Source organism: Clostridium sp. UBA2485 (assembly GCF_002341865.1).
Lineage (GTDB): Bacteria > Bacillota > Clostridia > Clostridiales > Clostridiaceae > Clostridium_J.
In genome coordinates this window covers 1-23,175 of record NZ_DDOV01000013.1, presented here as the reverse complement: position 1 = coordinate 23,175, position 23,175 = coordinate 1, and the positions used below count along the sequence as shown (strand labels likewise).

The 23,175-nt window shown below is 29.8% G+C and carries 19 protein-coding genes, 2 pseudogenes and 3 riboswitches; of the genes and pseudogenes, 17 read left to right on the top strand and 4 right to left on the bottom strand.

Annotation, left to right across the window (positions count from 1 at the left end):
- The 6 genes from B3603_RS01790 to B3603_RS01765 form a co-directional block, all read left to right on the top strand.
- Positions 1 to 4,066 (top strand): amino acid adenylation domain-containing protein (locus tag B3603_RS01790; protein ID WP_291560017.1); only part of this gene is annotated, 4,066 nt, incomplete at its 5' end.
- A gap of 244 nt (positions 4,067 to 4,310) precedes the next feature.
- Positions 4,311 to 7,268 (top strand): hypothetical protein, encoded by a 2,958-nt coding sequence (locus B3603_RS01785; RefSeq protein ID WP_291560015.1) that lies wholly within the window; start codon positions 4,311 to 4,313, stop codon positions 7,266 to 7,268.
- A 38-nt stretch (positions 7,269 to 7,306) separates the two neighbouring features.
- Positions 7,307 to 8,080 (top strand): HAD family hydrolase, encoded by a 774-nt coding sequence (locus tag B3603_RS01780; protein ID WP_291560013.1) that lies wholly within the window; start codon positions 7,307 to 7,309, stop codon positions 8,078 to 8,080.
- A 58-nt stretch (positions 8,081 to 8,138) separates the two neighbouring features.
- Complete coding sequence (locus B3603_RS01775; RefSeq protein ID WP_291560010.1) at positions 8,139 to 9,332, top strand: hypothetical protein; 1,194 nt, start codon at positions 8,139 to 8,141, stop codon at positions 9,330 to 9,332.
- A gap of 125 nt (positions 9,333 to 9,457) precedes the next feature.
- Positions 9,458 to 10,174: a hypothetical protein gene (locus B3603_RS01770; RefSeq protein ID WP_291560008.1), complete on the top strand. Its 717-nt coding sequence runs from the start codon at positions 9,458 to 9,460 to the stop codon at positions 10,172 to 10,174.
- A 45-nt stretch (positions 10,175 to 10,219) separates the two neighbouring features.
- Positions 10,220 to 10,849: a Type 1 glutamine amidotransferase-like domain-containing protein gene (locus B3603_RS01765; protein WP_291560006.1), complete on the top strand. Its 630-nt coding sequence runs from the start codon at positions 10,220 to 10,222 to the stop codon at positions 10,847 to 10,849.
- A 904-nt stretch (positions 10,850 to 11,753) separates the two neighbouring features.
- Here the strand turns inward: B3603_RS01765 and B3603_RS01760 are convergent.
- The 4 genes and pseudogenes from B3603_RS01760 to B3603_RS01745 all read right to left on the bottom strand — a co-directional run.
- Positions 11,754 to 11,936: pseudogene (locus B3603_RS01760) on the bottom strand (sensor histidine kinase); the annotation flags it as partial.
- 250 nt (positions 11,937 to 12,186) lie between these two features.
- Positions 12,187 to 12,486 (bottom strand): Dabb family protein, encoded by a 300-nt coding sequence (locus B3603_RS01755; RefSeq protein ID WP_291560003.1) that lies wholly within the window; start codon positions 12,484 to 12,486, stop codon positions 12,187 to 12,189.
- A 148-nt stretch (positions 12,487 to 12,634) separates the two neighbouring features.
- Positions 12,635 to 12,940, bottom strand: a pseudogene (locus tag B3603_RS01750) (helix-turn-helix domain-containing protein); the annotation flags it as partial.
- A 178-nt stretch (positions 12,941 to 13,118) separates the two neighbouring features.
- Complete coding sequence (locus tag B3603_RS01745) at positions 13,119 to 13,637, bottom strand: VanZ family protein (protein ID WP_291560001.1); 519 nt, start codon at positions 13,635 to 13,637, stop codon at positions 13,119 to 13,121.
- Between the two features lie 343 nt (positions 13,638 to 13,980).
- Positions 13,981 to 14,091: riboswitch (SAM riboswitch) on the top strand.
- A 122-nt stretch (positions 14,092 to 14,213) separates the two neighbouring features.
- Positions 14,214 to 14,324: riboswitch (SAM riboswitch) on the top strand.
- Between the two features lie 124 nt (positions 14,325 to 14,448).
- A riboswitch (SAM riboswitch) is annotated at positions 14,449 to 14,559 on the top strand.
- A 154-nt stretch (positions 14,560 to 14,713) separates the two neighbouring features.
- Here B3603_RS01745 and B3603_RS01740 point away from each other — a divergent pair.
- The 11 genes from B3603_RS01740 to B3603_RS01695 all read left to right on the top strand — a co-directional run.
- Positions 14,714 to 15,553 (top strand): MetQ/NlpA family ABC transporter substrate-binding protein, encoded by an 840-nt coding sequence (locus B3603_RS01740; protein ID WP_291559999.1) that lies wholly within the window; start codon positions 14,714 to 14,716, stop codon positions 15,551 to 15,553.
- A 19-nt stretch (positions 15,554 to 15,572) separates the two neighbouring features.
- Positions 15,573 to 16,589: a methionine ABC transporter ATP-binding protein gene (locus B3603_RS01735; protein WP_291559997.1), complete on the top strand. Its 1,017-nt coding sequence runs from the start codon at positions 15,573 to 15,575 to the stop codon at positions 16,587 to 16,589.
- Positions 16,576 to 17,238, top strand: a complete 663-nt coding sequence (locus B3603_RS01730) for a methionine ABC transporter permease (protein ID WP_291559995.1) — start codon at positions 16,576 to 16,578, stop codon at positions 17,236 to 17,238. The genes B3603_RS01735 and B3603_RS01730 overlap by 14 nt, the downstream gene beginning before the upstream one ends.
- A 19-nt stretch (positions 17,239 to 17,257) precedes the next feature.
- Positions 17,258 to 18,586, top strand: coding sequence for a phenylacetate--CoA ligase family protein (locus tag B3603_RS01725; RefSeq protein WP_291559993.1), 1,329 nt, complete (start codon positions 17,258 to 17,260; stop codon positions 18,584 to 18,586).
- A gap of 50 nt (positions 18,587 to 18,636) precedes the next feature.
- On the top strand, positions 18,637 to 19,809 hold the full coding sequence (locus B3603_RS01720) for a pyridoxal phosphate-dependent aminotransferase (protein ID WP_291559991.1): 1,173 nt from the start codon (positions 18,637 to 18,639) through the stop codon (positions 19,807 to 19,809).
- Positions 19,806 to 20,342, top strand: coding sequence for a 2-oxoacid:acceptor oxidoreductase family protein (locus B3603_RS01715; protein ID WP_291559988.1), 537 nt, complete (start codon positions 19,806 to 19,808; stop codon positions 20,340 to 20,342). The genes B3603_RS01720 and B3603_RS01715 overlap by 4 nt, the downstream gene beginning before the upstream one ends.
- A gap of 1 nt (position 20,343) precedes the next feature.
- Positions 20,344 to 20,640, top strand: coding sequence for a 4Fe-4S binding protein (locus B3603_RS01710; RefSeq protein ID WP_291559986.1), 297 nt, complete (start codon positions 20,344 to 20,346; stop codon positions 20,638 to 20,640).
- A 3-nt stretch (positions 20,641 to 20,643) separates the two neighbouring features.
- Positions 20,644 to 21,252: a hypothetical protein gene (locus B3603_RS23085; RefSeq protein WP_349676774.1), complete on the top strand. Its 609-nt coding sequence runs from the start codon at positions 20,644 to 20,646 to the stop codon at positions 21,250 to 21,252.
- Positions 21,243 to 21,833 (top strand): transketolase C-terminal domain-containing protein, encoded by a 591-nt coding sequence (locus B3603_RS23080; protein ID WP_349676773.1) that lies wholly within the window; start codon positions 21,243 to 21,245, stop codon positions 21,831 to 21,833. The genes B3603_RS23085 and B3603_RS23080 overlap by 10 nt, the downstream gene beginning before the upstream one ends.
- Positions 21,826 to 22,719 (top strand): thiamine pyrophosphate-dependent enzyme, encoded by an 894-nt coding sequence (locus B3603_RS01700; protein WP_291559984.1) that lies wholly within the window; start codon positions 21,826 to 21,828, stop codon positions 22,717 to 22,719. The genes B3603_RS23080 and B3603_RS01700 overlap by 8 nt, the downstream gene beginning before the upstream one ends.
- A gap of 170 nt (positions 22,720 to 22,889) precedes the next feature.
- Positions 22,890 to 23,175 (top strand): helix-turn-helix domain-containing protein (locus B3603_RS01695; RefSeq protein ID WP_291559981.1); only part of this gene is annotated, 286 nt, incomplete at its 3' end.

Below are 23,175 nucleotides of genomic sequence, written 5' to 3'. Positions count from 1 at the left end.
GCAAAGTTTTGAGGGAGATAGTGTAACTTTTGAAGTTGATAAGGATACAACACTAAAGTTAAGAAAGCTTGTAAAAGAAACAGGAACTACAATGCATATGACACTTCTATCTGCTTTAAATATACTTCTATCAAAATATAGTGGGAAAGAGGATATTGTGATAGGAGTACCAGTAGCTGGAAGACCTCATGCTGATCTTCAAAATATAATAGGTATGTTTGTAAATACATTAGCTTTAAGAAATAAGCCAGAAGGGGATAAGAAGTATGTAGACTTCTTAAAAGAAGTAAAAGAAAATTCCTTGAAAGCTTATGAAAATCAGAGTTATCAGTTTGAAGCTTTAGTAGAAAAGTTGAATGTAAGGAGAGATACAAGTAGAAATCCATTATTTGATGTAGTGTTTAATATGATTGACACAGTAATTGATTCAGATATTAAGTTAGATGATACTATATTGAAGCAATATAATAATGGAAATAAGATATCTAAATTTGATATAACATTAAATGCTTTAGAAAGTGATACCAAATTAACTTTAAGTATAGAGTATTGCTCAAAGCTATTTAAGAAAGAAACAATAGAAAGACTAAGTAATCATTATATAACAATCCTACAAAATATAGTAAATAATAATGAAGTAAAATTACGTGAGATTGATTTACTATCAGAAGTAGAGAAGAATCAAATATTATATGAATTCAATAATACAAAAGTAGATTACTTAAGTGATAAAGCAATATATCAATTGTTTGAAGCTCAAGTAGAAAAAATACCAGATAATATTGCAGTAGTGTTTGAGGATAAGAAGTTGACTTATAAAGAATTAAATGAAAGATCCAATTCACTAGCTAGAGAGTTACGTAATAAAGGTGTTAAAGCTGACTCCATAGTAGGAATAATGGTAGAAAGATCTTTAGAGATGATTGTAGGAATAATGGGGATATTAAAAGCAGGGGGAGCATATTTACCAATAGATCCATCTTATCCCAGGGAAAGAATTGAATATATGCTAAGAGATAGTAAGAGTAAGTTACTATTAAGTAAAAATACTTTAATAGAGAATTTAGAGTTTGATGGTGAATTTATCGATTTATTTGATGAAGGTCTATTTAATAATAACTTAAGCAATCTAGAGAAGATGAGCAAATCAAATGATTTAGCATATGTAATTTATACATCAGGTACAACTGGCAATCCCAAAGGAGTAATGATTGAGCATAGCAGTGTAATAAATACATTAAATTGCATGCAAGACAAATATCCTTTAGCTAAATCAGATGCATATTTATTAAAGACATCATTTACTTTTGATGTTTCTGTAACTGAAATATTTGGATGGTTTATAGGAAGTGGAAAGCTTATTATACTGAAGCAAGGTGAAGAAAGGGAGCCTAAAAGTATAATGGATTCAATAGAAAAAAATAATATCACTCATATAAACTTTTCACCGCCAATGCTAAATTTATTTGTTGATTCATTAAATGAAAATGTAGAAAAGATTAAAAGTTTGAAGTATGTATTTTCTGCTGGAGAAGCAATTTCAAATAAGTTAGTACAAGCATTCAGAAGTTTATCAACGACGATAAAATTAGAAAATATTTATGGACCTACTGAAGCTACTATATATGCCACAAGATATTCAACTGATAATTTTACTGAAGAAATGAATGTACCTATTGGAAAGCCAATAGATAATATTAAAACATACATAGTTGATAAAAATAATAAGTTACTATCAATAGGTATACCAGGAGAGCTATGTATATCAGGATGTGGATTAGCAAGAGGTTATTTAAATAAGCCAGAATTAACGGCTGAAAAGTTTATAGCCAATCCATTTGAAGTAGGCGCAAAGATGTATAAAACAGGAGATTTAGCTAGATGGCTACCTGATGGAAACATAGAGTTTCTAGGAAGAATAGATAATCAAGTTAAATTAAGAGGTTTCAGAATAGAGCTTGGAGAGATTGAAAATAGGCTATTACAGAATCCAAATATTAAAGAAGCAGTAGTAGTAATAAAAGAAAATAAAGATAGTGGGAAATATATATGTGCTTATGTGGTAAGTAAAGAAGAAATTAAAAAACTGAATTTAAGAAATTACTTAAAAGAAAAATTGCCAGAATATATGATTCCGTCTTATTTTGTACAGCTTAAAAATATCCCAGTTACATATAGTGGGAAGGTAAATAAAAAAGCACTTCCAGAGCCTAAATTAGAAGGAAGTTTAAATGAATATAGATCTCCAAGAAATCAGATAGAAGAATCTTTAACAAATATTTGGAGTGAAATATTAGGATTAAAAAAAGTAGGAATAGATGATGACTTTTTTAGTATAGGCGGTAACTCAATAGTAGCTGCGAGAATTGTTAGTTTGATTAATAAAAAATTGCAGGCAAACTTGCTTATAAAGGATTTACTAGCTAATCCAGACATAAAGTCTTTAGCTAAAATAATAGACGCAAGAAAATGTATGGATATAATTAAAGAAATAGAAAGTGATATTAATAAAACCTTAAATGTTCAAAGTTATTTACAAAAGTACTATGTTAATAATGAATGGTGCATAGTTTTATACTGTGATTTAAAAAAAGAAGAAATTCTAAATCATATATATATAAAATACTCAGATGAATATTTACCACATTATATTTTAAAAGTAAGTGATTTCGAACATATACGCAATGAACAGGATTTAGTAAAAAAGATTAAGGTTGAAAATGTAACAGACAATCTACTAAAAGATATTGAAGTAAATATAAAAGAAAATATTAAGTTACAAAATTATGAATTTAATAGAATGGTAGTTTCTAGTGAAAAAGATCAATATTTATGTGGACATGCTCAGCTTAAGATATTTAATAGAGGGTACAATGATATAATTCAATGCATTATACCTATAAATAATATAATTAACAGCACAAATATAAATAAAGCATTAATAGAAACAATAAATAAAAATACAATTCTAAGAACCTATATTACTTATGAAAAAGAAAAATATCTTTTTAATGAGAGTAACTTTATACAAGGCTTAAATATTAATATGATAGATTTTTCAAAATATAATCAAAGTCATATAAACCAATTTAAACAATTAATTGCAAATGAGTTATACATTAATCTTGTTAGAGGTGAAAGATTAGGCAGAGTACATTATACGTTTGTATTAATTAAAATTAATGAAAAGAACTATGAATTATTGATGCTCTTTAGTCATTTGGTCTTTGACGCAGGAAGCATAAAGATATTACAGCGAGCTTTTTATAAAAATTTGAAGGAAGTAATTAGTGAAAAGTTAAGTGAAATTCATAAATATAAATTAACTACTTATAAAGATTATGTACATGAATTAGAAATAAATACAAACATAGAAAAAATAAGAAAATATAAAAAGAGCAAAGAGTATCTAGATATACTTAAAGTTATAGAAAAAAATAAAGAAAAAAGAGCTAATAATAAAAATTTAAAGGAGTATATCTTTGAGTATAGTTTTGATGATAACAATTATCCTTCATTATCTGTTTCTGAAAAGGCAGAAGGAACAGCTCTATGGATATCGTTGAATATTGCAAAGGTTGTTTTTGAAGAAAATGAGTTTGCCATTAGGATTGCTAAAAATGGTAGACAATTAAACAATGAAAAATTTGAGAATTTAATTGGAGATTGTCATGTTCACATACCAATGGTTCTAAAAATTGCAGAAAAACCTATATCAGATTATATTAACCAAGTAAATAATGAATATAAAAAATTTTATGTAGACAAAAAAATATATATTGAGTATATAGCTTATGGTAATTACGAAGGCAATGAAGAGGGCCATGAGATAGAAAAGATGTTAGTAGAATTAGACTTTGCATTTAATTATATAGGTGAATTAACAGATGAAGAGAATGAATTATATTGTACTAGTGTAAACGAAAGCCAACAGAGATATAGTAGATACTTTTTTTATGCCCATACAAATAAAAATAAAATTTATATAAGATGTAGATTGCCTGAGAACTATGATAATGAAAAGATTAAACAAATAAAAGAAATTCGAACACAGCCTCAATATTAAAAAATAATAATTAATTTTTTTATAATATCAGAATATTTGGGTAGTAAATTTCATTCTTTTCAAGTTTTTTATTGGTTAATAACAAAAAATGAAGTGAGTTCTTAGTTGGTTTTTCAACTCTAGAACTCACACTTAAAACTTGGATTAATAATATGGTTATATTAAAAAAGTAATATTTTGAAATTAAGGTAAATTGAGTCCTATAGGTTCTCAAGTATATTTTTAAATTGTGTGGGGGATAATCATGGAATATTGTGGTGGAAAAATAAATAAATTAATAGATTCTGCAAAATCAGGTGATGATTTTATAATTTTAGATGTAGATAGAACAATTATTAATACTACTTCTTGGTATAACGCTTGCATTTGTCCAAACTTATTAATCAACGAGAATAATATAAAAAAATTTATGGAGCTAAATGAAGGGGCATATAATAAATCGGATAGTATAAGTCTAAGTGACTTTAGAGAAAAAACACTTGAATTAGTAGAACCTAAAATATCGAAGGAGTTTATAAAAAAAATAAATTCTTTACCAGACTGGAAAAGTTATATTCAAGAGGATGATTATATAGATAGTTTAAGTTTTTTTGCTGTTGGATTTTATATTTCGCATCAACTTCAAATATATAGTGATGCAATAAAATATCTTAAATTTGCTATTCGTTATTATGGAAAAAGTTTAAGAATATTATTTCTTAGTTCTGGATATGAACCATTTATAAAAGGAGTTGTTAAAGGTATTCTTTCTCAAAGTTTATCAGAAAGCCTAAACTATGAAGTATTGGGATCAGAGATAGATTTTGTTAACGGAGTTGCATATGAAGAATTTCATATAGATCAATTTAACAAGCAAATTATTGTAGAAAAAATATTAGCAAAAGGAGCTAAAATTAGATTTTTAGCAGATGATTCAGAAGAAAATTTAGGATTGTTCGATTCAGTAAAAGCTGCTGGGGGAACAGCACTGTTAGTAAAGCATATTAAAAATCAAAAAGAGAGCAAAAGCTGGAGTGATTTTTGTAAGTTTCTCTCTCATGATCAATTAAAGAAATTACTACAAAATGAAAATTCGAGTTATTCACTAAAAAGGAGCTTTTCTCACAAGTCTCAATTATTTGATGTAATATCAAAACATACTAATAGCATAGGGATTACGTCACTATTCTGTAGTGACTATAATATTGGGCTAGAAAGCTTGATCAATAGCTTTCAAGAAGATCGTAATAAATGTGAATTTAGAAATATAATGGATAGAATTACTTTTAAAAAAGGTAATATGGTCATTTTAAGAGGCTGCATTTATTACTATTGGTTGCCTCCATATATGTTTGCAGATGTTAGATCAGTAGAAGATTGTTTTAAAGATCTTATTGAGTTATCAATTAAAGGATTAAAGATTCTTACCCATGAAATGATATTTTGTAAAATGAATTCTTTTGGTGATAGTGAAAAAATAATTATATATTCTATAATGGATCACTTGCTACATGCAATGCTAGTTTATTTAAATACTATTGAGTCTTCTAATCTTAATACACATATATTATTAAAGGAAGAACCGGACTTTGATATTGATCTAATTGTTCAAGAAACAAGTGATTTACTTTATTTTTATTTAGCAGAAAAATATATACAAGCATTAGCTGAAAGTCTGTTAACAATAGCATCTGCTTCAAAATTAACAAAAGAGTTCAATAAATATTCAAATTTTCATAAAGGTATGAGAGAACTTGATAATAATGTAGCTATTTTTAATTCAATTAGTTCAATAATGAAAAGTTCAAAAATAAAAAAATTAGATTTTATAATAACTTTTCCATATGGAGGAATTGCTTTAGGTTTTGCATTTAGGTCCTATTTAAAACTCTATGGAAGTGACTATATTCCAGAGGTAGTAAATTGTCATTTCAGTTCTAAAAAAGACTTAAGAAAAAATGGTAAAAAACCTAATTTTAGAGATAAATTTTGGCTAATGCATTTTATTCCAAAGAAATACTCGGAGCATGTTGAAAAAATTATAGAGGGTAAAAACAATTTATTACTTTTTGATAATAATATTACCACTCTTAAAACAATAGAGCAAAGCAAAGATTGTTTTGAGCAGTTTGGAAATAAAGTTTACAGTGCAGTAGTGTCTATTAACTATGATAATTTATGTGATTACTTGTTATATAAAGATAAGTGTGAAGTATTATCAGAAAACTGGAAGGAAATATTAGACTTTCAGCCCGTTGAGGAATATGTAACGGCATTTAATACTTGGAATACAAGTGTTAAAACTAAAATTTTTGAGCAAATATATTATCCACAAGATAATATTCAGAGATTTTCATATTGCAATAAAAATAATATCAGAGAAGGATTTATTTTTAAACTTTGCAGAGTACATAATCCTTTTGATTTAGATATTGCAGTTAGAAACGGAGCAAATATGATAGGTATTCATGCTGTTTATACTGATCAATTAAAGTATTTAATTAATGAATCTAAATATAAACCTGTTATAAAGAGCTTTGCAGTAAGAGAAGATTTACCAGTATCTTTATTAGAAATTGATAGTATAAAGGCTATCCAAAGATGTATTCCAAAAGAAATGAAACAAGCTATTATTTTTGAGCAAGCAGCTGCTCCAGAATTAATAATTGAGTGTTGTGAAGCTTATAATATGCCAAGAGATCGGATGTTTATACAACTTCAGCATCGTATTAATGAAGATTATATTAATACACTAAAAAATAAAGTATGTAAAAAAGTTATTGCAGCTATTGGACTATATCAAGAGGACTTTGAAGATTATTTTATAAAGCTTGAAAATATATTAGATTTCGAAACTGATTTTATACTTTTAGACTTATCAAAACATCAACCAGATTTAATCTCATCATTAAATAAAGATAATTTAGAATTGGATAAATTGATGATTTTAAATAAATTAGCACCAATTATGAGGAATAACAGAATTCCTATTCTTTTGGCGGATGATACAGACATCCATCTAATGAGTAAGTATATTAATGTATTAAAAGGTAATAAAGTTTTATTAGCAGGTATAGACATGCAGAACAATGTAGAATTAAAAGAAAATGAACAGAGATATCAAATTTTTAACGATGGAATAAAGAACTATCATGGAAGAATCAGAAAAGATCCAGACTCTTTGGCTCATTGGCATTCATTCGTAAATAAACGCATAATTTAGCCAATAAAATAATAAATTGAAGGAAGGTAAAGGCAAATATGAATAAAGTTATTATTTCAGATCTTGATGGAACATTGTTAAGAAGCGACAAAACAATCTCAGATTATTCTATTAATGTTTTAAAAAAGTGCAAAAATGAAGGGAATCAGCTTATGTTTGCTACTGCAAGACCTCCAAGAGATATATATAAGTATATTCCATATGAGCTAAAGAATGATATTATCATTTGCTATAATGGTGCTCTCGTAATTAAAGGCGATGATATTTTATATAAAATGGAGATGTCTAAAAAGACTATTTTAGAGATTTTAGATATAGCAAAAAAGTACAATCTCAATAATATTTGTATTGAAATAAATGATAAACTTTATTCAAATTTTGATGTTTCGGATTATTTTGGTAAAGCACCGTGTGAAATTTTAGATTTAAGAGAGCTAGATTTCACAGTAGCTTTTAAAGTTATTATTTGCACTAAAGAATCGATAGATCCAGAGTTACTTAAAAACTTACCTAAGGAGTGTAAAGGTGTAATTACAGATAACGGTACATTGTGCCAGATAATGCATTCAGAGGTTTCAAAATGGAATAGTATTAAATACGTCCTTAATCATATTAGTTGTGAAATATCAGATGCAATTGCATTTGGAGATGATTATAACGATTTAGAAATGATAAAAAATTGTGGGATAGGTGTTGCGATGAAAAATGCAATTGAGGAATTAAAGTCTGTTGCTAACTTTGTAACAAAAAGTAACGATGAAGATGGGGTTGTAGCATTTTTACAAAACAATAGATTTATTTATACAAATTAACCTTAAAAATTTAAATATAACTGATTAAGCACAATTAGGATAGGGGAGTTGTAAAAATATGAATTTATATAATGATTCAGAATCATTGTTAGTATCTCCTGTTAGTGATATTAATGAAATTGAAGTGGTGAAATATACGGAAGATGGAATAGTGATTACTATTAAAGATGAGAGCTTTTTAGTAATAAAAAGAAAGTTTAATAACTATATTCCTTTAGAAATTCCACATAATTTAAACTTTAAGGACTTTCATATCAATATTACTAAAACTGTTGAAGAGTATAATGATTTTGCTAGTTTATCTGCCAATTTTGGTGGGGAAGGTTCTCTGATAATTGATATGCAAGGAATTAGTAATTTTATATTTGCAAGGTCCTTGGAGTTTTATGATTATAATATAAGAAAAATTTTGCTAAAGCTGCATCTTATAAAGCCAAATACAGAATATTTAAGAATAGGAGCTTCTGGTGCTAAAACGGATTCTAAACATCCTGGAGGGGAAGTGGTTGAGTATTCTTTAATCAATGGTAGTGATGGAAGTGGAATATCACAAAACCTTAGTGGTTATTTACCGAAAGATGAGAACTATAGCAAAAGTATAAGATTAAATGATTCTAATAAAATGCTTTTAAGAGAAGAGAGAGTTGTTTATTCCCATACTGCTATTTTAAAAAAATGCAACGAAAATGAGTCAAAATCAATACATTTAAAAGTTATAGTTAATAATGGAAAAAAAAGTTTATTAGATTTAATAACATTAATAGCTGACAGGCTAAACTTAGAGTCTTATGCTATACAAATTAAACTTACAACAAAAAATACTGTTGAGAATAATACATTAATAACTGGACGTGTTTTAAAGCATATACCTTATAAAGCTTTTAAAACTTTACAAGATGCAACGGATATTGCTATTGAGAAAACTTTTCCTTTAGAAGATTCTCAAGTAATGCTTGGATTTGGGACAAAGTATGAGCGTTGTGAACCTGAATGGATGGAATTTACTAATGGCAGAATTTATGAACGACGCGGACATATCCATGGAACTATTATTGGAGAAGAAAACACACGTCAGCAACATAAAACATTTCATTTAAGGGATGTTTTGATATCGTGCCAATCTGATGCTGAAATTATATTAACTCCGATTGAGGATACATACAGAATTTATCCAATATTTAAATCCAAGGATAATTATTATTGTAAAGCAACTCTAAAAAGCATTGATACTATAATTGATAATATACCTTAATACTTAAAAAATAAGAATTAAAATATAAAGAATAAACGTATTGTAGACAATATGTTCTGTTATGTAGGGATAGGTTTTTGAAAACTTTATTGTCACATTAATAAGTTTGTGGAGGAGTATCTTAAATGGATGAAATAAAATGTTTAAAAAAAGTAGATAATTTTATTACATTAAACAATGTAATAGTAAGTTGTGAAAATAAAATAGGATTAGTATCTAATATTGATGCAGATGGAAATATAATTGATGGTATACCATCTAACGGAATACTTGGATTAATTAGTTCTATTAATCAAGAGGTAAAATTTATTTCTAGTGGAGGAACCTATAAATTACTAAAAAGCTCAGGATTAAATGTTACTAGTATATCTGAGTATACAAGTTTTCCGGAAATGAATTCAGGCTTAGTGACATCTCTTCATCCTAAAATACATGGGGGCATTCTTGGTCATAGACATACAAAAGAGGATGATGAATTTATAAATGACAATAAAATGTTATATTTTGATGCTGTAATTGTAAATTTTTCTCCTTTGGATACCAATATTATATACAATAAAGAACTAGAGGAGATAAGAAAATTCATTGATGTTGGAGGAACTACAATGTGTAATAGTGCCAGAAAAGCATTTTTAAGTACTGCTTTAATAACATCACCATCTGATTATCAAGAAGTTATTAATGAGCTTATCAATTATAATGGCAGAGTATCAGTTAAATTGAGATTGGAACTTGCTAAAAAAGCTTCATCAATGATTACTCCATATATGATTTCTATAGATAAAATTATTAATACTATTGAGCTTGAAGACTTATTTAAATCATATGAGATAATAGGATAATAAAAAGAATTAATAAGATATTGAATAAAAAATAGGAGAATTTTAATGAGAAAAATAGTATTGTATAGTGATCAAATACAAGAAGATAGAAAGTTAGATTATGAACTTTTAAGGTTATTAAATAAAGAAAATCCTTCGATAGCATACTTACGGTCATCTTCAGATATAACAGGAAAATATTTTAATTTCGTAGTTAAATACTATAAGGACTTAGGAATTAATAGTGTTGAATATTTTGATTTAGATAAAGTATACGATGAAAGAAAAATTAATAACATATTTAATTATGATGCAATACATCTTTCAGGTGGAAATACATTTCATTTTTTGAACTCACTAAAAAAAAGAAATCTATTAAATTCACTAAAATCTTACGTGGAAAGCGGAAGAGTTTTGATTGGTGTTAGTGCAGGGAGTATAATAACGACTAAAAGCATCGATACAGCTGAATTTTTAGATGAGGATACCATAGGCCTAGAGGATAGAAGCTCTTTAAATATTGTAGATTTTGACTTCATGCCTCACTGGAGTGAGGAATTAAGTGAAAAGTGCTTTTGCTTATTGAGGGATTATTCTACGTTTTATAATAGGACAATCTATGCTTGTAAAGATGGTGATGGGATAGTTATTGAAGGGGAAGATGTTAAATTAATTGGAAATATTATAAAAATCTAGTTTGGCATTAGCAAAGAAGAAATTCTTCTAAGTAATCTGATATAAAATTTTAGCTATTAACCAAAAGTATATTTACGTAACAATTTTATTTGTCGTGGAGATTCCAAGTGTATGGTTATTATATAGATTTGTACATTAAAGAACATGGGAGTTATCTCATGTTCTTTAATATAATGGCAGATATAATTTCGTAAAAAACTCAATAAAAATATTATTTAGAAATAGATTATATAAATAGTTTAATCAAATTGTTTTAAATCAAAACGAAAACACTAATTATTAAAAAAAGTTAAGTTACAATCTGAATAAAATGCAACACAACTACTAAAGCATGAGAAATGAGCAATTTTCTTTGATAATTTAATAATACCGTATTAAAAATTCTCGTATTTTTTATACTATGAAGACTTAGATAAAATATAATATAACATTATGATTCACTAAGTAGTAGTATTAAAAGGTTTCGACTTAACATTAAATAAAATTCGTATGTTGTAGAAAATTTTGTTGCAATATGAAATGTTTTCTTACTGTACTTTAACTGAAAAACTTAAATGCTTAAAATATTTACTCCAAGTATATATTATATGTTGCTATTAAAAATTCAATTTAAGCATGTGATTTGGTTAGTGTTAGTTTATTTTGATAGGTAGGTCTAATAGGTATCTTCTTTTAGACTTAACTTTTAAAAAACTCTTTATTTAAATGAGCTAGAGAATTTTAAAAGAAATAAAAATCAAATAAGAGGTGAATTAAATGAATGCGTTTGTGGAAAATTATCCTAATTTGAATTACCTATATTTATCTAAAATAATGGCAAGGGTTGTCATCTCATCATTATTATTAGTATAAAGCTCTAGTTTCCCATTATGTTTTTCTACTATTTTATTTGCTATAGCAAGTCCTAATCATGTGCCACCATCGTTTTCCTTGTTTCATCGCCTCTTACAAAAGGATCAAAAATAATATCTTTTATATGATTTGATATTCCTAAGCCGTTATCGCCTATTTCCAGAGCTATTGCATAGAGAGTTTCTTTTATTTCTATTCTCAATTGTGTTCCTTCAGGATTATATTTTATAGCATTACAAAGTAAATTTTAAGTAGCTCTATTCATAAATTTTTTCACCAAATTCAATAACTATCTCTCTTTAGCTGTCGGGCTAAATTTAGGGACATTCCCTTTTTCAGCAGAAGCAGTTATTTGGTATATGATAAAAATAAAAGTTAGAAATATTGACAGTATTACTAATAAAACAAATGCAATGTATTTTTTGACTAGAGATAGGAATATGCTTTTAGTTTTTTTATTCATCAAAAACTACCCTCTTATAAAGCTATTCAATATAATCAATGCATGTTCTATTTTTCATTACAGACCCTACAAAAGAACTAACCCTCTTATGCTCTGGATGTATTTGATAAGCTGCCAAGGCTTCTTCACTTTCAAACAGGCTATTTAAAACTATATCCCTATTACTTGAAGATAGAGCATTTATATGTACTTTCAGTTCAATAATTCCATTGATTTTCTCCACTAAAGCTTCCAGTTCATTCTTGACTTTAGTAGCATTTTCTTTATTTTCTTCTTCAGAAAATCCATCTTTATAATTCCAAGTTACTATATGTCGAACCATTTTTTACTTCTCCTTATATAAATACTATAAATAACATCAACAATAATATTTTAATATGGATAATATTTACTTGTCACTTATGAAGTAATATTGTATCGATGACTTAAGCACAATTTTATCGTACTGCATTTAGCTTTAGAACTTCATCTTAACCGTTCGTTTTCCTAAAAGCCAGTGGTGTTTTTCCATGAATCTTTTTAAACATTTTTATAAAGTTTCCACTATAGTTATATCCAATTATTTTAGATATTTCATCAATACACATATGATATTTTGCTAAAAAGCCTGCTTTTAATTTTTGTTCATTTAGAAATACCATTTTGCTTAAGCTATGGTGGGAGGATTGCAGGCTTCCTTTGTTAAAATATCGTAGGCTTTTTGTATTGCATTGGCATATGAAGTAGTTAAAGTAATATATCTATTTTTCCCCTATTTTAATATAACCATAATTTAATGACAAACTCCTTTCATTTGATATTTCTATCATTCTATGATAATTTTAGTTAGCTAACTATATTATTGCTTAAAATTAAAAACACCCTACATTTTTGCAGAGTGCCGTAAACTAAATAACGATTCCTTACTGAATTTTAATTTTCGTTCTGTCTCTAAAGGTAACAACTGAGTCTCGTTTAACCTAGAAATCTAATGCGAATTCCCATAATAAATACTAAAAATAAAACTAATAGTATAGTCAAAACAAACAGCACTATACCTATCACTATTAGTACCTTATCTAATTTTTCTGAATTGAATACCTTTCTTAAACTTGTATAAATCAGTATGCCTAAGATCCCACCAAGAGTGTTAGTCAAGAGATCAGTTATATCCGTAGCGCCGACTGCTAAAATGGATTGACTCACTTCAATAAAAAGACTAAACAATAAAATATAGATGGCATTTCGAACCATTGAACTTTTTTTGTTCACTATTTCTATCAAAATACCTAAGGGAACAAAAATAATAATATTGTAGACAACTTCTTTGACACCACCTGACGCTCCAAATGGTATCAAGTTAATATGTCGTAATTGCTCACCAGAAAATACTCGATTAAGTACGTCATTCAGCGAAACTGAAAATTTAAAAAGCAATATCCAAATCAAAACGATGAAGTAAAGGTATAAAAGAATTTTACCTGCTTTTTTCATGTAAATGCCTCCTTCGTATTTGAATGCTTTATTTATTATATCACGAGGTGTCGAGTCAATTTAACATTTATACAAAAATAAGTACCAAGGAATATGCTGGGGAGTGTATCAGTCTTTTCAACAGCAGTAGCAACTATAAGTGTTATACCAAAACAATTATTATTTGGACAAGCAATAGATATGTAAATACCAATAGGAATAATCTTATCAATGATAGCAATAATTAATTTAGGACTTATACTATTTGTTAAGTGGAGTGTAAGAGAATTGGAATAAAATTTTATTTAAAAAAGTGTTGACAATTATTATTATGGGTAATATAATAAATCCAATAACTAAATATAACTTATCTAGAGCGGTGGAGGGACTGGCCCAATGATACCCGACAACCAGCATTCTCATTCGAATGAAATGGTGTTAATTCCTACAGATTATAAAATCTGAAAGATAAGGACGATAGCAAATTTTATGATACAATTTATTGTTTATTAAAGTTAATCATGCTGTTTTCCTTATAGGAAAACAGCTTTTTTATTATATAAAAGAATTAAAATTAAAATATTAATAACTAAATATAACTTATCCAGAGTGGCGGAGGAACTGGTCCTATGAAGCCCGACAACCAGCATTCTCATTCGAATGTAGTGGTGTTAATTCCTGCAGATTGTGAAATCTGAGAGATAAGGATGTCAGCAAATTTTATGATACAATTTATTGTTTATTAAAGTTAATCATGCTGCTTTCCTTATAGGAGAGCAGCTTTTTTATTACACAAAAGAATTAAATAATTAAAATATTAATAACTAAATATAACTTATCCAGAGTGGTGGAGGGACTGGCCCGATGATACCCGACAACCAGCATTCTCATTCGAATGTAGTGGTGTTAATTCCTGCAGATTGTAAAATCTGAGAGATAAGGATGTCAGCAAATTTTATGATACAATTTNNATTTAATAATGCGATTTTATTGCTTATTAAATTTAATCATTGCTGTTTTCCTTATAGGAGAACAGCTTTTTTTATAGTGTTTGATTAAATATATTAATAAAAATGTGAATTGAAAGGATGATTAAAATGAAATCAAAAAAAATACTATCATTAGCAGCTGCACTTGCATTAAGTTTAGGCTTAATAGCATGTGGAAAGGCTAATGACCTAAAAACTACAACTGATGTTCCAGCAAAAGACATAATAGTAGGTGTGTGTGCTGGACCTTATGGCGACATGTTTAAAGATGCAATTCAACCTTCCCTAGAAGAAAAGGGATATAAGATAACTATTAAGGAATTTAGTGATTATGTTCAACCTAACAAAGCACTTGTAAATAAGGAAATTGACCTCAATATGTTTCAGCATTCTGCGTACCTTGAAAAATTTGCTACTGGAAATAATTTAAAGTTAACTGCAATTGCAGAAATACCAACAGCAGGTATGGGAGTTTATTCAAATAAAATTAAATCCTTAGATGAACTAAAAGAAGGTGCTCTGGTTACAATACCGGATGATCCTACAAATCTAACAAGAGCATTAAAGGTACTAGAAGCTGTAGGCCTTATTACAATAGATCCTAAAGTTGAAAATTCAATAGCAACAGAAAAAGATCTTTCAGAGAATCCTGAAAAGCTTGAGTTTAAGCTTATAGAAGCACCACAGCTTCCAAGGACTTTAGATAGCGCAGATTTAGCAGTTATAAATGGTAACTTTGCAATTGCTGCAGGACTTAATCCCAGTGAAGCTTTATATAATGAAAAACTTAGTGATGGATATATAAATGTTATAGCAGTAAGAACAGAAGATGCAGATTCTCAGTTATCAAAAGATGTATTAGAGGTAGTTAAATCTTCTAAGTTTAAATCAGTAATTGATGATCCTAAGGGACAATATAAAGCTTTTCAAAAGCCAGCTGATTATTAATAAAAAGGAGTCATGTTGAATGATAGAACTTAAAAATATTAATGTAAAATTCAAACAAAAAAGCGATGAACTTCATGCTGTTTCAGATGTTTCCCTCAGAATTAAAACAGGGGATATATTTGGAATAGTTGGTTCAAGTGGTGCTGGAAAAAGTACATTATTACGAACAATTAATCTTTTAGAGAAACCTTCCAGTGGAGAAATAATGATCGATAATAAAAACATTATAAATTGCAAAGGGGAAGAATTAAGAGAATTAAGACGAGGAATAGGCATGATATTTCAGCACTTTAATTTAGTTTTAAACAAAACTGTTTATGAGAATATTGCATTTTCACTTAAAACTGCTGGTAAAACTAAAGAAGAAATCAATATTAGGGTTAATGAACTTCTTCAGGTTGTTGGATTAAAAGATAAAGCTGAGGTCTACCCTTCAAAATTAAGCGGAGGACAAAAACAAAGAGTAGGAATTGCAAGAGCAATGGCTAATAATGCCAAAATATTATTGTGTGATGAACCAACCTCAGCACTTGACCTTGAAACTACAGCATCTATTTTAAAGCTTCTCAAAGATATAAATGAACAATTTGGAATAACCATTGTAATTATTACTCATGAATTAGAGGTAATAAAGTCAATATGCAATAGAGTTGTAGTAATGGATAAAGGAAAGATTGTAGAAGAAAGGTTGGTTTACGATTTATTTGCAAATCCCCAAAATGAATATACAAAACAGCTTTTAGCACATTCCTCAAATTTTCAGTTGCCAAAAGAACTTATTAAGAGTTTAAAAGGTTACATTGTAAAGCTTAGATATGTTGGAGAAACTGCTACAGAACCTATATTATCGACACTTTCAAGTAAGTATAATGTGATTTTCAGCATACTTCAAGGAAAAATAGAGTACATTGGAGATTTACCTATGGGAACATTGTATATAACCATCAGCGGCAGTGATGAAAGTATAGATGAAGCTATTCAATATTTAAAAAATAACACATATAGCACGGAGGTGATTAGACATGCTATCCAATAATTTTAACCTTTTTGAAGAATTAATATTAGCACTTAATGAAACTTTTATTATGGTTTCTGTTTCACTAATAGTTTCCATAATAATTGGTGGCCTCCTTGGACTTTTACTTTTTTTAAGTTCTAACCACTTATTTTTTAAAAACAGGGTGTTAAATGGAGTTTCAGGGATCATTATAAATGTTACAAGATCAATACCATTTATAATACTTTTAGTACTTCTTATACCAATTAGCAGCGCAATTATGCATACAACCATTGGTCCGGCTGCAGTTATAGTGCCACTTTCAGTATCAGCAATAGCTTTTTATGCAAGGCTTTCAGAAGCTTCATTTAGTGATGTAAATATGGGGGTTTTAGAGGCAGGAGTAGCCTCTGGTGCTAAATCCATAGAGATAATAATTCACATACTTATACCAGAAGCTCTTCCGCAGCTTATAAATGGAATTACTATAACAGCTATTTCTCTTATTGGATTTTCAGCTATGGCAGGTACTGTCGGGGGAGGTGGTATAGGTAATTTAGCAATTAGATATGGTTATCAACGTTACAATACCACAGTAATGCTAACTTGTGTTGGTGTATTAATCATAATAGTCCAGAGTTTGCAATTATTAGGTGATTTTTCTGCAAAGCAAGTAAATAAAAAATAAATGTAGGGGGTTTTTAATAATGAGTGAGAAAAAATATTGGAATGAAGAAATAGAAACATTACCGAGGGCAGAGCTTGAGGCACTGCAAGAAAGGGAACTTAAAGAAATATTAGAACTGTCATATAGCAACTCTACGTACTATAAAGAAGCTTTTGATGCAGCTGGGGTAAAACCTTCTGATTTTCAAAAACTTTCAGACATAAGTAAATTTCCTTTTGTAAATAAAAAAATAGAACGTGAGCGCCAAACTAAAAGCCCGCTTTTGGGTGATATGATTACTGTAAGTGAAGATGAAGTGGTTTTCGTTTCTGCTTCAAGCGGGTCGACTGGGGTTCCTACCTTAAGTCCTTTTACAAAACAGGATTTTGATGAATTTCAAGATGTAGAAAGCAGACTTTTTTATGCAGCAGGTATGAGAAAAAATGATAGATATGTCCATGCACTTAACTTTTCACTTTTTGTAGGAGGACCAGATGTTATTGGTGCTCAAAATCTTGGTGCACTATGTATTTGGGCAGGAACAATTCCTTCAGAAAGACTGTTATTCATTTTAAAGGAGTTTCAACCGACAGTAATTTGGACAACACCTTCATATGCTTGGTTTTTAGGAGAAACTGCTAAGAAAAGTGGAATTGATCCAGCTAAAGATTTATCAATAAATAAAATTATAGTTGCAGGAGAGGCAGGCGGTTCCATTGATGCAACAAGAGATGCCATTGAGGAGCTTTGGGGAGCAAAGGTTTATGATTTCTTTGGAATATCTGATATATTTGGTGCTTGTGCAGGTATGTGTGAAGTTAGAAATGGACTTCATATCGCGGAAGACCACCTGCTAGTTGAAGTCTTAGATCTAGAAACAGGAGAACCAGTAGCTGATGGTGAACGCGGAGAGATAGTACTTACTACTTTAAGAAAAAAAGCACGTCCTATGATTCGATTTAAGACAGGTGATATTGGCATTATTGATAGAAGTCCATGTATTTGTGGAAGAACACATGCAAGAATAAATGTAGTTGGAAGACTGGATGATATGTTCATAGTTTCAGGAGTTAATGTATTCCCTAGCGATATAGAATTTGTTCTTCGCAAACTTAAAGGAATTACAGGGGAATATGTAATTCGCATTTTAGAAGAAAATTTTACTGTTAAATATATAGTAGAAATAGAAAAAACAATAGACAACAATGAACCTGATGAAGAGGTAAAAGCTAAAGTTTCTGCAGCACTTAAAGCAAGACTAGGAGTGAAACCAAAAGATGTAGTACTTCTAGAAGATGGAGCTTTGCCAAGGGCTACTCATAAGGCTAAACGTCTTATAGATGAGAGAAAAATAAATTATACCATTTGAAAATAAAAAAATTAAAGATGAATTATTAAATTTTAAAAAGGAAGTGTATTATGGTGAATTTAAGCAATAAAACAGATTGTTTCACTGAGTCAATAATTAGAAAAATGACAAGAATTTCAAATGAATATAATGCAGTAAACCTATCACAAGGATTTCCAGACTTTGATCCACCTAAAGAATTATTAGATTCTTTAAGTGATACTGTATATAAAGATATTCATCAATATTCCATTACTTGGGGTGCGCAGAACTTTAGGGAAGCCCTTGCGAAAAAACAGTCAAAATTTATGGGGATAAACATCGATCCAAATAGTGAGATTGTCGTAACTTGTGGAAGTACAGAAGCAATGATGGTAGCAATGATGACAGTTTGCAATCAAGGGGATAAGGTTATAGTCTTTTCACCTTTTTATGAAAATTATACTGCAGACACTATTTTATCAGGAGCAGAACCTATATTTGTTTCCTTACGTTCACCAGAATATAATTTTGATGTTTTTGAATTGGAAGCAGCTTTTAAACAAAAACCTAAAGCTATCATACTCTGTAATCCATCAAATCCAACTGGAAAAGTATTTACTTATGATGAACTTAAAATCATTGCTGATTTAGCAGAAAAATATGATACTTTTGTAATTACAGATGAGGTCTATGAGCATATAATCTATGCTCCACATAAGCACACATATTTTGCATCACTTCCAAATATGTTTGAGAGAACTATTTCTTGTAGTTCTTTATCAAAAACATATTCAATAACTGGGTGGAGACTAGGATACATTATAGCTCCAGCAAGAATTGCTGATGTAGCAAAAAAAGTTCATGATTTTCTTACAGTTGGAGCAGCAGCACCTTTGCAAGAGGCAGCGGTTACAGCTTTGAATTTTGAGGATGCTTATTATGAAGAGTTACAAAGGACTTATACAAAGAAGAGAGATTTATTTTTAAAAGGACTTGACGATATAGGATTAACCTATACAACCCCACAAGGAGCTTACTATATAATGATTGATGTTTCAGAATTTAGCAGAGATAATGATGTTAAATTTTGTGAATGGCTAGCAAAAGAAGTTGGTGTTGCTGCAGTACCTGGTTCCAGTTTCTTTAGAGAAGAAGTTAATCATTTAATAAGGCTTCATTTTGCGAAGAAGACAGAGACCTTAGAAGAGGCGCTTAACCGTCTTTCTTCATTAAAATATAAGGCGAGGGGATTACAATTATGATTGAAATAAGATGGCATGGCAGAGGTGGTCAAGGAGCATTTACTGCAGTAAAAATTTTAGGTGCTTCTGCCTCTTTATTTGAAAATAAATATTCACTTGCTTTTCCATCCTTTGGTCCAGAAAGAAGAGGAGCACCAATACAGTCCTTTACTAAAATTGATGATAAAAAAATTATTGATAGAAGTGAAATAAAAAAATGTGATTATATAGTTTTACTAGACGAGACACTTTTTGATAAGGTGTACATCAAGGATTTAAAACCACATGGAAAAGTAATCATTAATAGCAGTAATCCTGAAAAATATGAAGAATATAGTGAATTTGTAGTTACCTTTGATGCAACACAAATAGCTTTAGATATCTTAAAGCGACCTACTACAAATACTGCTATGATTGGTGCACTTATTGGTTTATCAAACATTATAAGCATTGGAGCTGTAATTTCAGGTTGTGAAAACTATTTGAAAGGTTCAGTTCTAGAGAAAAATAGAGAAGTTATGCTGGCTTCTTACAATAAGGTGAGGGGTGAATAATATGAATAAGCCAAGGTTAAGACAATACACAAAGCCTTCTCATATATCGGAATATCCTTTAGGTCCTTGCTATAAAGCTGGGCATCTTGTCACAAAAAATGCAGGATGGAGAAATGAGAAGCCTATTATAGATCATGAAAAATGTGTTAATTGTTTGCAATGTTATATGTATTGTCCTGATGGAGTTATCTTTAAGAAGGATAACAATATTGATATAGATTATGATTTTTGCAAAGGTTGTGGAATATGTGCTAAGGTATGCATTCCAAAAGCTATAAGAATGGAAAGAGAGGTGTAAATAATGGCGGAAAGAAAAGCTTTTTTATCTGGAAATGATGCTTTGGCAGAGGGGGTAAGACTTGCGCGGCCGCAGGTTATCTCCGCTTATCCAATTACTCCACAGACAACTGTTGTAGAGAGGCTTTCTGAAATGGTGGAGGAAGGCAGCTTAAAAAGTGAATATATTCATGTAGAATCAGAACATTCAGCTTTATCTGCGGCAATGGGCGCAAGCTCAGTAGGTGCAAGAACCTTCACTGCTACATCCTCACAGGGATTACTTTATATGGCAGAATGCCTTCAGTATGCTAGTGGGGGAAGATTCCCAATTGTTATGATGAATGCTAATCGTTCTACAGCACTTCCTTGGAATATTTATGGGGATCAAAGAGATTCACTTTCCCAGCTTGACTGTGGCTGGATACAGGTATATGTAGAGGATGCACAAGAAAGCCTTGATATGGTACTGCAAAGCTACGTAATAGCTGAAAATAAAAAGGTTCTTACACCAATTATGATAAATCTTGATGGCTTCATACTTACACATACTTATGAGTTAGTACAGATTCCTACAAGTGAGNNGCGGATAAATTTATACCACCATTTGAGACTCCTAATAAAATGGATTTAGAAAATCCAGTAAATATGGCTTTTAGTGCAGGACCTGGAGATAATATGGAATTTAAATACCAGCAGCATAAGGCAATGATAGATGCAAAAAAAGTTATTAAAGATGTAGATGAAGCCTTTAATAAACAGTTTGGCAGAAAATATGGCGGAATGGTAGAGGAATACCGTTGTGATGATGCAGAAATAGTACTCGTAACTTTAGGAAGTATTACAGGTCTGTCTAGGCTTGTAGTTGATGAACTTAGAGCAAGTGGATTAAAAGCAGGAGTATTTAGAATACGATTTTTAAGACCTTTTCCCGAGGAAGAATTAATTAACTTAGCAAAACACGTTAAAGGCATTGGTGTCTTAGAAAAGGATATATCCTTTGGTTATGAAGGCACAGTTTATACTAATGTAAATTCTGCTATAGCAAAGGCTAGGGCTTCTATACCTTCTTATAACTTTGTTGCCGGTCTTGGTGGACGAGATATTTCAAAGGATGATGTGCTGGAAATGTTCCAATATATAAAAGAAGGGGTAGAAGGAACTAAAAAAGACTTTGTAAAATTTATAGGTTTGGGGGTGGAAATTAATGGCTGAAAAAAATATCGTCAAAAATATTACTGATAACGAATTATTTTATGGGCATAAAGCCTGTGCTGGCTGTGGTGGAAGTTTAGCAGTAAGAATTGCATTAAAAGCACTTGGAGAAAGGACATTTACAGTTATACCAGCAGGGTGTATGTCAGCAGTAGGATTTAATTTTCCACAGCTTTGTTTTAGTAACAATGCAATTATATCCACTTTTGCAGGCACTGCTTCAATGCTTACTGGTGTTGAGGCTGGAGCAAGGGCTTTAGGGCTTAAAAATTATAAGGTTCTTGGCATTGCAGGGGATGGTGGTACAGCTGATATTGGAATACAAGCTCTTTCAGGAGCCATAGATAGAAATGATAATGTTATTTACATTTGCTATGACAATGAAGCATATATGAACACAGGCATTCAAAAAAGTAGCTTAACTCCCTTTGGTGCAAAGACCACTACAACACCAGCAGGAGAAAACATTAGAGGAAGCATAACACAGAAGAAAAACATGTTTGAAATTGTAGCAGCTCATGGAATAAAATATGCAGCCACAGCCAGTGTTGGATACCTGCCAGATTTTATAAATAAAGTGAAAAAGGCAGCAGAAGTTGATGGCACATCCTATATTCATGTGGTTGCTCCATGTCCAGTGGGATGGGGAATTCCAACAGATGAAATGGTGGATCTAGCTAAGGATATTGTGGACTCTGGTTTATGGTATTTAGCTGAATTTGAAGAAGGGGAGTTCAAAATTAATAGGAATCCTAAGGAATTTACTTCTGTAAAAAACTATTTTCTAAGACAAGGAAGGTTTAAGCATTTAAATGATGAGGATATAGACATTGTTACAGCGCAAAGAGATAAGAAATGGAAACTCATCAGAAAAAATTGGGTTTAACTTAAATGTGCGAAATTCTCTCATCTTCTATAAGTGGGAGATGAATAGCACTTGCCGATATAGGCAACAACTATAATAAACTTAATCAGTTACATTAACTAAAAGGTAGTGTTCCTATAGACATAGTAAGAAAATATATAAAAAATCAAGGAATGAAGTGAGGTGATATTGTGCTAAAAGCTTATAAATATAGAATATATCCTAATGAAGAACAGAGAATATATTTAGCTAAAACCTTTGGATGCAGTAGATTTATCTATAATAAAATGTTAGCAGATAGAATTAAGACCTACGAAGAAAATAAAAATTTAGATATTAAACAAATTAAATATCCTACACCTGCACAATACAAAACTGAATTTCCTTGGTTAAAAGAAGTTGATAGTTTAGCACTGGCTAATGAACAATTAAATTTAGACAAGGCTTATAAGAATTTTTTTAGAGATAAGTCAGTAG

Excerpts from the sequence above, each read along its gene's own strand:
- B3603_RS01785 (WP_291560015.1), top strand. The coding sequence starts at position 4,311 with ATGGAATATTGTGGTGGAAAAATAAATAAATTAATAGATTCTGCAAAA.
- B3603_RS01780 (WP_291560013.1), top strand. The coding sequence starts at position 7,307 with ATGAATAAAGTTATTATTTCAGATCTTGATGGAACATTGTTAAGAAGC.
- B3603_RS01775 (WP_291560010.1), top strand. The coding sequence starts at position 8,139 with ATGAATTTATATAATGATTCAGAATCATTGTTAGTATCTCCTGTTAGT.
- B3603_RS01770 (WP_291560008.1), top strand. The coding sequence starts at position 9,458 with ATGGATGAAATAAAATGTTTAAAAAAAGTAGATAATTTTATTACATTA.
- B3603_RS01765 (WP_291560006.1), top strand. The coding sequence starts at position 10,220 with ATGAGAAAAATAGTATTGTATAGTGATCAAATACAAGAAGATAGAAAG.
- B3603_RS01755 (WP_291560003.1), bottom strand. The coding sequence starts at position 12,486 with ATGGTTCGACATATAGTAACTTGGAATTATAAAGATGGATTTTCTGAA.
- B3603_RS01745 (WP_291560001.1), bottom strand. The coding sequence starts at position 13,637 with ATGAAAAAAGCAGGTAAAATTCTTTTATACCTTTACTTCATCGTTTTG.
- B3603_RS01740 (WP_291559999.1), top strand. The coding sequence starts at position 14,714 with ATGAAATCAAAAAAAATACTATCATTAGCAGCTGCACTTGCATTAAGT.
- B3603_RS01735 (WP_291559997.1), top strand. The coding sequence starts at position 15,573 with ATGATAGAACTTAAAAATATTAATGTAAAATTCAAACAAAAAAGCGAT.
- B3603_RS01730 (WP_291559995.1), top strand. The coding sequence starts at position 16,576 with ATGCTATCCAATAATTTTAACCTTTTTGAAGAATTAATATTAGCACTT.
- B3603_RS01725 (WP_291559993.1), top strand. The coding sequence starts at position 17,258 with ATGAGTGAGAAAAAATATTGGAATGAAGAAATAGAAACATTACCGAGG.
- B3603_RS01720 (WP_291559991.1), top strand. The coding sequence starts at position 18,637 with ATGGTGAATTTAAGCAATAAAACAGATTGTTTCACTGAGTCAATAATT.
- B3603_RS01715 (WP_291559988.1), top strand. The coding sequence starts at position 19,806 with ATGATTGAAATAAGATGGCATGGCAGAGGTGGTCAAGGAGCATTTACT.
- B3603_RS01710 (WP_291559986.1), top strand. The coding sequence starts at position 20,344 with ATGAATAAGCCAAGGTTAAGACAATACACAAAGCCTTCTCATATATCG.
- B3603_RS23080 (WP_349676773.1), top strand. The coding sequence starts at position 21,243 with ATGGATTTAGAAAATCCAGTAAATATGGCTTTTAGTGCAGGACCTGGA.
- B3603_RS01700 (WP_291559984.1), top strand. The coding sequence starts at position 21,826 with ATGGCTGAAAAAAATATCGTCAAAAATATTACTGATAACGAATTATTT.